Genomic DNA, 10,710 nt, shown 5'->3' with positions numbered 1-10,710 from the left:
CCCCCCCTTCACTTTCTAAAATAGATATTTTAGAAGAAAAAATTCTTATATATAAAATTCTACAAAATGCACTTTGGTACTTATGGACATTAGCTAAAGAGTCTAGAGGTGATTTCTTTGGTAATTATAAATATAAACGCCTAGAAAGAATCTTTTCTTTATATTCAGAGTATAAGGAAAATTATATATGATGTGGAAAGACTTAATCTATAAGTTTAGAGGTGAACTTTTAGGAATTCTATCTGGATTACTTTGGGCAATAAATTTAATATTGATAGATCGAGTCGCATCTTTATATAAAGAGTTGAGTGATGATTATCTTTTTTTGTCTGTAATAATACTGCTTTTTACAGAGTTTTTTTCACTTGTCTTTTTGTCATTTTTAAGAATAAGAAAAATAACTTTAGATATTTCTAAAAATGCTTTTGTTATTAGGAAAAATATTATTTTCTTAGTATTCCCTTCTATAGGTATGGGATTGTATATATTATCTATTGTATTTTCTGGGGTTGCTATTACGACTTATTTTACATCGATATACCCAATATTTTCGTTATTAATATTGTTCTTTTTGTATAGAAAGATAAACTTTAAAGTGGTTATCTCTATAATATTATCAGTTATTGGTTTATATCTTACTATAGAACCATTAGAAATTAATAATCTTCAAGTTTTTGGAATATTTTTTGCACTGTTATGTGCATTTTCTTGGGGAAGTGAGTCTGTATGTTGTGAGTATTTTTCTATTAAATCAATATTTCCTGAAACAATATTATTTTTTCGATATATAATTTCTATATGCATTTCTATAATCTTGTGTTTAATATTTTTTTATCTAGGTGGTAATTTTAGTATAAATATAGAATTCTTATTTAATTTATTTATTGTTAGTATTTTTTCAGTATTATCTTACTTTTTTTATTATACATCAATAAGTATTATCGGATCATCTTATGCAATAAACTTCAACATAAGTTATATTTTGTGGGTTATGTTGTTTTTATTTACAACATATAATTTTACTATCATTAGTATAATTGGTGGCTTTTGTATTTTTTGTTCGATAGTAATTAGCTTTTCGAAAGGTGAAAAATGAATGCAATTATTTTAGCAGCTGGTTTAGGAAGTAGATTTAAAGATTTTGTAAGTAATAGTCATAAAGCATTACTTCCAATTTTATCTATGCCTAATATAGAAAGAACTATTAAATTTCTTCAAGAAGCTAATATTTTTGATATTTTTATTGTGACAGGACATAATGCTCATTTATTCGAATATTTGAATGATAAATATAAATGTAAAATTATTTATAATGAAAAATATAAGGAATACAATAACATTTATTCTTTTTTTAAGGTATCTAATTACTTTGAAAATAGTTATGTTATTGATGCGGATGTCATAGATTAAAAAGAGAAAAAGAATGGGTGCCAATTATAGATAAAATGGGAATTATTCGTCAGATAGATGTTAGCAATGATGATAAACCATCTCTTTTAGGAGTATCTTTTTGGATAGGTGAAGATTGTTATTCAATAAAGAAAGCTTTATCTAATTATTTAGAATCTGATATTTTAAATAATTCAAAATATTATTGGGATGATATTCCTAGAAAATTAATTCTAACCAAAAAATTAGCAGTTAGAACATTGTTGTTGAATGACAGTGATGCTGGAGAAATGGATACTGTTGAAGATTATTTAAGTTTATTAAATTATAAAAAAACTTGATAAAAATAAGGTCACAAATAGTATTATTTGTGACCTTAATATTCAGCATTTAACTTATAAATGTATTAAAGAGCATTATTAATAAACGCAGCCAATTGTGCTTTTGGAACGGCACCAACTTGAGTAGCAACAGGTTGACCATTTTTAAAGATAATCAATGTTGGGATGCTGCGCACACCTAATTGTGCAGGGGTTTGTTGATTTTCATCAATGTTAATTTTGACGATTTTCACTTTGCCGTCAAATTCTTCTGCAAGATCATCCAAAACCGGTGCAATCATTTTGCAAGGTCCGCACCAAGGTGCCCAAAGGTCAAGTAAAACAGGGACATCTGATTTTAAAACGTCCGCTTCGAAAGATGCATCGCTTGAATAAACAATTTTATCGCTCATAAAGTTTAATCCTTAAATGAAGTTTATTTTTTCATCAATGTTAAAAATGTTACGGTAGTATAACACTAATTTGTTGCACAAAATACAATTCCAGCAATAGCCAAAACTTAAAGTAGATTTGCGCAAGGTTGATTTGTAACCAGTGCGTGGATATTGCTAAGTGTCACATCCGAGATACTGGTTAATGCCTCTTCTGTTAAAAATGCCTGATGCCCTGTCAGTAACACGTTATGGCAAGAAGATAAACGACGGAATACGTCATCTAAAATTACTTCATTCGATTTATCTTCGAAGAAGAGATCTCGTTCATTTTCATAAACATCCATACCTAATGCGCCAATTTTACGGGATTTTAAAGCCTCAATCGCCGCTTGGGTATCAATCAATGTGCCACGACTGGTGTTAATGATCATTACACCATCTTTCATTTTTTTGAATGCTTCGGCATTTAGCAGATGATAGTTTTCCGGAGTTGCCGGACAATGAAGTGTGATGACGTGCGAATGGGCATAGAGTTCATCTAAAGAAACATAAGTGGCGCCAAGTTCTTCTGCTGCCGGATTTTTAAATGGATCATAACAGAGAATATGCATACTAAAGCCTTTTAGAATTCGCATTACGGCTAAACCGATTTTTCCGGTTCCGATAACGCCAACAGTGCGTCCGTGCATATTGAAACCGATTAAGCCTTCAAGCGAAAAATTGGCTTCACGGGTGCGTTGATAAGCGCGGTGAATGCGACGATTTAATGTCAACATTAAGCCGACCGTATGTTCGGCAACGGCTTCCGGAGAATATGCCGGCACTCTAACCACACTTAATCCCAATTCTTTGGCGGCTTCTAAATCGACATTGTTGAAACCGGCACAACGTAAAGCAATAATTTTGACACCGATTTGCGCAAGTTCGGTGAGCACTTCCCGATCTGCATTATCGTTGACAAAAATACAGACCGCTTGGCAACCTTCTGCCATTTTTGCAGTACGCTTACTGAGCATAAAGTCAAAAAATTCGAGATCAAAATTGTATTTGACATTGACCAGTTCCAAATATTTTCGGTCATAACTTTTTGTACTATAAACAGCGATTTTCATCGTAATACTCCTATTAAATTTAAATTTTGCTTTCCTGTTGATAGTGTAACATATCAAGACCAAGTTAGGCGCTTTTGGTTGTGCCGAAGTCAGCAGTTCTGAAAGGGCAATTTGGGGTAATTTTAAAGAAAATGAGAGGTAAGAGCAGATAAATGCTGTGATTTTCGATAAAATCGTTATAATGTTGAATTTTTATAGACGAGAAGTGAGAGGAAACTATGTCATTTCATATTTTGTTATTAAATGGCCCTAATTTGAATATGTTGGGGAAACGGGAGCCGAAGCATTACGGTAGACAGACCTTACAAGATATTGAAACGGCGTTGCAAGAAAGTGCCGGAAAGTATGGCATTGAATTGAGTTGTTTCCAATCCAATAGCGAAGAAAAACTGATTAATAAAATTCACGAAAGTTTGGGACAAGTGGATTTTATTTTGATTAATCCGGCGGCGTTTACTCACACCAGTGTGGCATTGCGGGATGCGTTATTATCAGTAGAAATTCCTTTCGTTGAAATTCATCTTTCAAATATTCATCGTCGTGAACCTTTCCGTCATCACTCCTATCTAAGCGATATTGCTGTGGGCGTAATTTGCGGATTAGGCGCGGCTGGGTATCAATATGCGTTACAGTTTGCCGTTGCCCATTTGCAACAGCAACAAGCAAATTAATCATCGCTACTGTTCTTTGTAGCGATTTGTCGATTAAACATTAACTAAAGCGGATCAAACTATGGATATTCGTAAAATTAAAAAACTTATCGAATTGGTTGAAGAATCAGGCATTATGGAAATTGAGATTTCCGAAGGCGAAGAATCAGTGCGTATTAGTCGTGGCAGTGCAGTAGCAGCGGCGGCTCCGGTTGCTCCACAACCGATCATTGTACCACCAGCCGCGCCGGCAGCAGTTGCAGCACCTACAGCAACACCGGCGACAGCCCCGGCAGCAGAAGCGAATGCAATTTCCGGTCATACCGTTCGCTCACCAATGGTGGGTACATTCTATCGTAGTCCAAGTCCTGAAGCCGCACCATTTGTTGAAGTGGGTAAAAGCGTTAAAGTCGGTGATACACTTTGTATTGTCGAAGCAATGAAAATGATGAACCGTATTGAATCGGATAAAGCCGGTGTAGTAAAAGCTATTCTGGTTAATGATGGTGATGCGGTTGAATTTGATGAACCATTAATCGTAATCGAATAAATTCACTATGACACAATATGACAACAGAACATATTGTGTCGATTTTTATGGATAGAACTATGTTAGAAAAAGTAGTTATCGCTAATCGTGGTGAAATAGCATTGCGTATCTTACGAGCGTGCAAAGAGTTGGGTATTGCCACTGTGGCTGTGCATTCAACCGCAGATCGTATGTTAAAACACGTTTTGCTTGCGGACGAAACTGTTTGCATCGGGCCGGCGCCATCTGCAAAAAGTTATTTAAATATTCCGGCAATTATTGCCGCAGCGGAAGTGACTGGTGCAGATGCAATTCATCCGGGATATGGATTTTTATCAGAAAACGCCGATTTTGCGGAGCAGGTTGAACATTCCGGTTTCGTTTTTATTGGGCCGACTGCTGATGTTATCCGTTTAATGGGGGATAAAGTTTCAGCGATTGAAGCAATGAAAAAAGCCGGAGTGCCTTGTGTGCCGGGTTCGGATGGTCCATTGGGCAGAGATATTAATAAGAATAAAGAGATTGCCAAACGTATCGGTTATCCAATTATTATTAAAGCTTCCGGCGGTGGCGGCGGTCGAGGAATGCGCGTTGTTCGCCAAGAAAGCGCTTTGGAAGAAGCGATTGCAATGACAAAAGCAGAAGCGAAAGCTGCGTTTAATAATGATATGGTTTATATGGAAAAATATTTGGAAAATCCGCGCCATATCGAAATTCAAGTGTTGGCAGATACACACGGTAATGCAATTTATCTAGCTGAACGTGACTGTTCAATGCAACGTCGTCACCAAAAAGTGGTGGAAGAAGCACCGGCACCGGGCATTACTGAAGAGATGCGCCGTCATATCGGCGAACGTTGTGCTAATGCGTGTAAAGAGATCGGCTATCGTGGTGCAGGCACGTTTGAGTTTTTATATGAAAACGGCGAGTTCTATTTCATTGAAATGAACACTCGAATCCAAGTGGAACATCCGGTTACTGAAATGATCACCGGCGTTGATTTAGTAAAAGAGCAATTACGCATTGCTTCAGGCTTGCCATTATCTTTTAAACAAGAAGATATTCAAGTACGTGGACACGCAATTGAATGCCGTATTAATGCAGAAGATCCGAATACATTCTTGCCATCTCCAGGAAAAATTGAGCATCTTCATTCACCAGGTGGGTTTGGTATTCGCTGGGACTCTCATATTTATGGTGGTTATACTGTACCGCCAAATTACGATTCAATGATTGGTAAATTGATTGCGTATGGTGAAGATCGTCAAGTAGCTATTCGTAGAATGCAGAATGCTTTAGCTGAAACGATTATTGATGGTATCAAAACCAACATCCCATTGCACGAATCGATTTTGGAAGATGAAAATTTCCAAAAAGGTGGTACTAATATTCATTACCTTGAGAAAAAATTAGGATTGAATGATTAGTTACTTATTAAACGCCGGTAATTCACCGGCGTTTTGCTCTTAAAATGATATAAAAATATGGCAAAAAAAGCAGAAATATTAACGCTCGAACAACAAAACTTTCGTAATGCGATGTCTAAATTAGCAGCGGCAGTGAATATTGTTACAACACAAGGTGAGGCAGGAACTTGTGGAATTACGGCGACGGCGGTTTGTTCTATCACAGATACACCTCCAACAGTTTTAGTTTGTGTGAATCGTAATAGTCAAATGAATGCTGTATTTAAACAGAATAAACAGGTTTGTATTAATATTCTATCCGCAGAGCAGCAAGAGCTTGCTTGTCATTTTGCAGGTATGCGTGAAAGTTCAATGGAAGAGCGTTTTAATATGGACATCTGGAAAGAAAAACACGAATTTTATCACGCTCCGGCATTAATTGGTTCATTGGCTAATCTGCACGGTACAATCACTATGATTCACGAAGTTGGCACGCACTCGTTATTTTTCGTGACACTAGAGACAATCGATGTGAATGAGGGCAAAGGTTTGGTGTATTTTAACCGAGGTTTTCAGGTTGTAAAAGAAAAGAGCCTATTATCATTATAGGCTCTGAACATTATTGATTAATAGTTTTTAGATTGCTCTTTATCTACGACAATCGGATCTACATAGAATATATCAGGAATAGGCTGTTTATGAATTTGCTTTAATGCATTTTCAATAGCTATAGTTACCTGTTTTTTTGGCAACTGGTCAATAGTATTTTGGAGTTTTCCTTGTTTTACATATTCAATAGCCAAAGGAATCCCATCATAACCAGTGATAAGCACTTTCCCTGCCAATCTTGCATTTTCAACAGCTGTCACTGCTCCAATAGCCATATTATCATTCGCTGCAAAAATGCCATTTATATTTGGATTGGCGGTCAGAATATTGCTAACAACGTTTAATGCTTGTTCGGTTTCCCAATTTGCTGATTGTGATGCCACAATTTTTATTCCGGGTGCTTCATTAAATGCTTTTAATGCTCCAGCTTTCCGTTGTTCACCATTATCAACTCCAGGTATGCCTTCTAATATAGCGATATCCCCCTTACCTCCTAAAGCATCGACTAAATTTTTAGCTGCTAAATATCCTCCTAAAAAGTTATCTACGCCAACATAATTAAATTTTAAGTTTGCTTTTTTAGCAGCTTCGGCATCTAAGCGAACATCTAAATCAATAATCGGAATACCTGCTTTTTCTGCTTTTTGGAAAGCTGGAATAAATGCTATAGAGTCATTTGGAGTTACAATGATGGCATCTACTTTTTTAGCAATCATATTTTCAACAAGGCCAACGAGTTGTTCTGTTGAATCTTCTTTTTCTGCAACTTGAATAATTAAGTCAACGTCCATTTTTTTAGCTGCTTCTTCAGCACCTTGTTGCATAGAAATAAAGTATTCATTACTTAATGTTTTCATAAGTAGTGCAATTTGTGGTTTTTCTGCAATCCGGATATGACAAAGGCAAGTAATCCAGCTTTTATGGAGTTAGAAAGGAAATTTTTTTTCATAGGATTCTCCTTTAATTAAGCTACTATTCTGATCACTGATGTAATCATTGTTTTTATTTTAACACTTCAATAAATTTTTAATGTGATTTTAGTCACAAAAACGATCTAAAATTTACTTGTTTTGATAATTTGTTAAAATTTTTACACAATAATTGTTATTTATGTGATTTTAATCACATTTATTTTTAAGTGAATATCATATGCTTACAACAATGATAAATCATTAAATGGAGTAAAAGTCATGTCCAAAGATAAGCAACTTATATTGGAATTACAAAATATTAATAAGAGTTTTTTTGGGGTGAGTATTCTTAAGAATGTAAATCTAAAGATTTACTCCGGTGAAGTTCATTGCTTAGTAGGAGAAAATGGTGCTGGAAAATCAACATTATGTAAAATTATTGCAGGAATATACCCCAGAGATAATGGAAAAATTTTATTCCAAAATACATATTATTTACCTAAAACAGTGAAAGATGCTCAATTGCTAGGTATAGGGTTTATCCATCAAGAATTAATGTTAGTTCCTCACCTAACAGTGTTAGAGAATATTTTTTTAGGATCAGAAGAAAAGTCATTTTGTAATAGGATGAATTGGAAAAGTATGAGGGAAAAAACACAAAAGATTATTGATGATTTGGAACTTGATATAAGTCCTGATGATTTAGTAATTAATCTATCTGTTGCGCAGCAACAGATGGTAGAAATTGCTAAGGCTATGTTTGGTGGATATAAAGTTATTATTTTTGATGAGCCAACAGCATCTATTTCAAGAAAAAATACGGAAACCTTGTTTAGGATTATTCATCAACTAAAAGAAAAAAATGTTGCAATGATATATATATCACATCGTTTAGAAGAGTTTAAACATATAGCGGATAAAATTACAGTATTGAGAGATGGTGAGATTACGGGAACATTAAATTATAAAGATACATCATCAAAAGAAATTGTGAAATTAATGGTAGGAAGAAATATTGATTTTTCAAATTATTATAGAGAATTTAAAGGAATAGATGAAAAGTTAAGAGTAGAGAATTTAAATAATAAAAAAATTAAAAATATTAATTTTACTTTATATAAAGGCGAAATATTAGGATTCGCTGGGTTAGTGGGAGCTGGAAGAACAGAAATCCTAAGAGCAATATATGGGGCAGATGAGTATGTGGGAAATATATTTATTGATAACAAAAAAATAAATATATATACACCTGAAGATGCTGTAAAACAAAAAATAGGATTTATTACAGAGGATAGGAAAATACAAGGATTAATATTAGGATTAAGTATTAGAGACAACATTACTCTTCCTATTTTAAAAAATTTTTGGAATAAATTTTATTTAGATAAGAAATTAGAAAAAGAGCTAGTAGAAAAAGATAGAAAAAAATTACGTATTGTATCTAAAGATCAGGATCAAGAAGTAAAAACACTTTCAGGAGGAAATCAACAAAAAGTCATTATTGCAAGATGGTTAGAAAGTGGAGTCAATATTTTACTATTTGATGAACCCACTCGAGGGATTGATGTCGGTGCAAAAACAGAAATATATGATTTAATGAGGGAGTTTGTTATTAATGGTGGCAGTATTATTATGGTTTCATCTGATTTGCCGGAATTAATTACAATGTCGGATAGAGTAATTGTAATGAGAAATGGTGAAAAGATTAAAGAAATAGCAGAAAAAGATGAAATTAATGAAGAAAATTTAATGCATTTAATGATCGGTGTTTAATTTATTGGGGGTATATATGTTAAATATAAGAAAAGTAATATCTAAGCTAGGTATTGGTATTGTTCTTTTCCTTATGATATTAGGTATGTCAATTAGTTCAGACGTATTTTTATCTACAAATAATATTTTAAATATATTATTACAAGTATCGGTAATTTGTATTATATCAGTCGGAATGACTTATGTCATATTAACAGGTGGAATAGATTTATCGGTGGGTTCTATAGTTGCATTATCTGCGGTATGTCTGGGGGTTTTTGTTCATTCAGGATTAGCATGGATAGGAGATGATCCATCTTCAATAGAAATAATGTTAGTTATATTGTTTTCTATATTAGGAACAATTTTAGTAGGAGCCTTATGTGGTTATGTTAATGGATTAGTTATTGTCTATGGGAAGGTTACTTCTTTTATAACAACATTAGGGATGATGGGAATAGCAAGAGGATTGGCATTAACAATATCTAATGGAAAGACAATCTATAATTTTCCGAATGAATTACGTTTTTTAGGTAATGGTTCGATTTCTTTAGGAGGAGTCAATATACCAATACCAGTTATCATTGCCTTAATTGTTGTATTAGTAAGTTATTACGTTTTAACTCAAACTATTTTTGGAAGACAGATATATGCTTTGGGTGGAAATAGAGAGGCAGTTAGATTGTCTGGTATTAATGTTGCAAAATTAGAAATTAAAACTTATGTTATTAATGGATCTTTAGCCGCTATAGGTGCTGTTATTTTAGTTGGTAGATTAAATGCTGCACAACCTATAGCTGGAATGGGATACGAGCTGGATGCTATTGCAGCAACTGTAATTGGAGGAACGAGTTTAATTGGCGGTGTTGGTTCAGTTATAGGAACTTCTATTGGTGCCTTAATTATGGGAGTTTTGCAAAATGGATTGACGTTATTAAATGTTACGTCTTATTTGCAAAGACTTATTATAGGATTAGTAATAATATTAGCAGTATTCCTAGATCAAATCAGGAGAGGAGAAGTATCTACAACAAACATAAAAAGATTATTTTTTAGAGAATAGTTTATTTTTACTTTTATATGGAGAAAATATATGAAGTATTATCTAGGAATTGATTGTGGTGGAACTTTTGTTAAGGCTCAAATTATAGATGAATTAGGTAATATTATAAAATGTGCTAAAGATAATATAGGGATTATTAGTAATCAACCAGGTTATGCAGAAAGAAATATGAATGCTCTTTGGAGTTCATGTGCTAATATTATTAAAAAGGTAATTGAATATTCAGGTGTTGATAACAGAATGATTGTGAGAATAGGTATATCAGCACAAGGAAAAGGAGTACATCTATTAGATAAAAATTATAATAGTTTGGGGAATGCCATACTTTCATCAGATAGACGAGCAGAAAAAATTGTATCTATGTGGAAAGAGCATGATGTTGATAAAATAATATATCCTATAACCAAACAAAACATATGGAGTGGACATCCGGTCTCTATTTTAAAATGGATAAAAGATAACGATATTGATAGATATAATAAGATAGAATATGTTTTAATGACACATGATTATTTAAGATTCTGTTTGACTGGCAATCTATATTGTGAAGTTACTAATATATCAGAATCTAATT

The 10,710-nt window shown here is 33.5% G+C and carries 12 protein-coding genes and 2 pseudogenes; 11 read left to right on the top strand and 3 right to left on the bottom strand.

Features of this window, described 5'->3' with window-relative positions; translation table 11 throughout:
* From QV04_RS11865 to QV04_RS11855, 4 genes and pseudogenes are all read left to right on the top strand, one after another.
* A pseudogene (locus tag QV04_RS11865) lies at positions 1–191 on the top strand (hypothetical protein); the annotation flags it as partial.
* Positions 188–1,096: a DMT family transporter gene (locus QV04_RS10245; RefSeq protein WP_065233437.1), complete on the top strand. Its 909-nt coding sequence runs from the start codon at positions 188–190 to the stop codon at positions 1,094–1,096. The pseudogene QV04_RS11865 and the gene QV04_RS10245, both read left to right, overlap by 4 nt.
* On the top strand, positions 1,093–1,410 hold the full coding sequence (locus tag QV04_RS11860; protein WP_231924875.1) for an NTP transferase domain-containing protein: 318 nt from the start codon (positions 1,093–1,095) through the stop codon (positions 1,408–1,410). The genes QV04_RS10245 and QV04_RS11860 overlap by 4 nt, the downstream gene beginning before the upstream one ends.
* A gap of 17 nt (positions 1,411–1,427) precedes the next feature.
* Positions 1,428–1,730 (top strand): hypothetical protein, encoded by a 303-nt coding sequence (locus tag QV04_RS11855; RefSeq protein ID WP_231924874.1) that lies wholly within the window; start codon positions 1,428–1,430, stop codon positions 1,728–1,730.
* A 65-nt stretch (positions 1,731–1,795) separates the two neighbouring features.
* On the opposite strand, the gene trxA is transcribed toward QV04_RS11855, so the two are convergent.
* Both trxA and QV04_RS10230 read right to left on the bottom strand, forming a co-directional pair.
* A complete protein-coding gene (trxA, locus tag QV04_RS10235; protein WP_018347013.1) occupies positions 1,796–2,122 on the bottom strand; it encodes a thioredoxin TrxA in 327 nt (108 codons plus the stop codon).
* A gap of 107 nt (positions 2,123–2,229) precedes the next feature.
* On the bottom strand, positions 2,230–3,216 hold the full coding sequence (locus tag QV04_RS10230) for a 2-hydroxyacid dehydrogenase (protein WP_021460957.1): 987 nt from the start codon (positions 3,214–3,216) through the stop codon (positions 2,230–2,232).
* A 218-nt stretch (positions 3,217–3,434) separates the two neighbouring features.
* Here QV04_RS10230 and aroQ point away from each other — a divergent pair, with 218 nt between their 5' ends.
* The 4 genes from aroQ to hpaC all read left to right on the top strand — a co-directional run bounded on the left by aroQ (position 3,435) and on the right by hpaC (position 6,410).
* On the top strand, positions 3,435–3,887 hold the full coding sequence (gene aroQ / locus QV04_RS10225; protein WP_065233436.1) for a type II 3-dehydroquinate dehydratase: 453 nt from the start codon (positions 3,435–3,437) through the stop codon (positions 3,885–3,887).
* A gap of 61 nt (positions 3,888–3,948) precedes the next feature.
* A complete protein-coding gene (gene accB / locus QV04_RS10220) occupies positions 3,949–4,416 on the top strand; it encodes an acetyl-CoA carboxylase biotin carboxyl carrier protein (RefSeq protein ID WP_065233435.1) in 468 nt (155 codons plus the stop codon).
* 59 nt (positions 4,417–4,475) lie between these two features.
* Positions 4,476–5,822: an acetyl-CoA carboxylase biotin carboxylase subunit gene (gene accC / locus QV04_RS10215; protein ID WP_065233434.1), complete on the top strand. Its 1,347-nt coding sequence runs from the start codon at positions 4,476–4,478 to the stop codon at positions 5,820–5,822.
* Between the two features lie 57 nt (positions 5,823–5,879).
* Complete coding sequence (hpaC, locus tag QV04_RS10210) at positions 5,880–6,410, top strand: 4-hydroxyphenylacetate 3-monooxygenase, reductase component (RefSeq protein WP_065233433.1); 531 nt, start codon at positions 5,880–5,882, stop codon at positions 6,408–6,410.
* A 17-nt stretch (positions 6,411–6,427) separates the two neighbouring features.
* Here hpaC and QV04_RS10205 read toward each other — a convergent pair.
* Positions 6,428–7,359 (bottom strand): annotated as a pseudogene (locus tag QV04_RS10205) (sugar ABC transporter substrate-binding protein).
* Between the two features lie 241 nt (positions 7,360–7,600).
* Here QV04_RS10205 and QV04_RS10200 point away from each other — a divergent pair.
* The 3 genes from QV04_RS10200 to QV04_RS10190 all read left to right on the top strand — a co-directional run.
* Entirely contained in the window at positions 7,601–9,094 is a 1,494-nt protein-coding gene (locus QV04_RS10200; RefSeq protein ID WP_065233431.1) for a sugar ABC transporter ATP-binding protein, read from the top strand.
* Between the two features lie 16 nt (positions 9,095–9,110).
* The gene (locus QV04_RS10195) at positions 9,111–10,136 is read left to right on the top strand and encodes an ABC transporter permease (RefSeq protein WP_065230618.1); all 1,026 of its coding nucleotides are present in this window, start codon (positions 9,111–9,113) and stop codon (positions 10,134–10,136) included.
* A 30-nt stretch (positions 10,137–10,166) separates the two neighbouring features.
* Positions 10,167–10,710 (top strand): FGGY family carbohydrate kinase (locus QV04_RS10190; RefSeq protein ID WP_268872756.1); only part of this gene is annotated, 544 nt, incomplete at its 3' end.

The sequence above is a fragment of the Gallibacterium genomosp. 1 genome, assembly GCF_001678575.1.
Lineage (GTDB): Bacteria > Pseudomonadota > Gammaproteobacteria > Enterobacterales > Pasteurellaceae > Gallibacterium.
The sequence above is the reverse complement of the archived record's forward strand: the minus strand, read 5'-3'. Positions and strand labels throughout refer to the sequence as shown.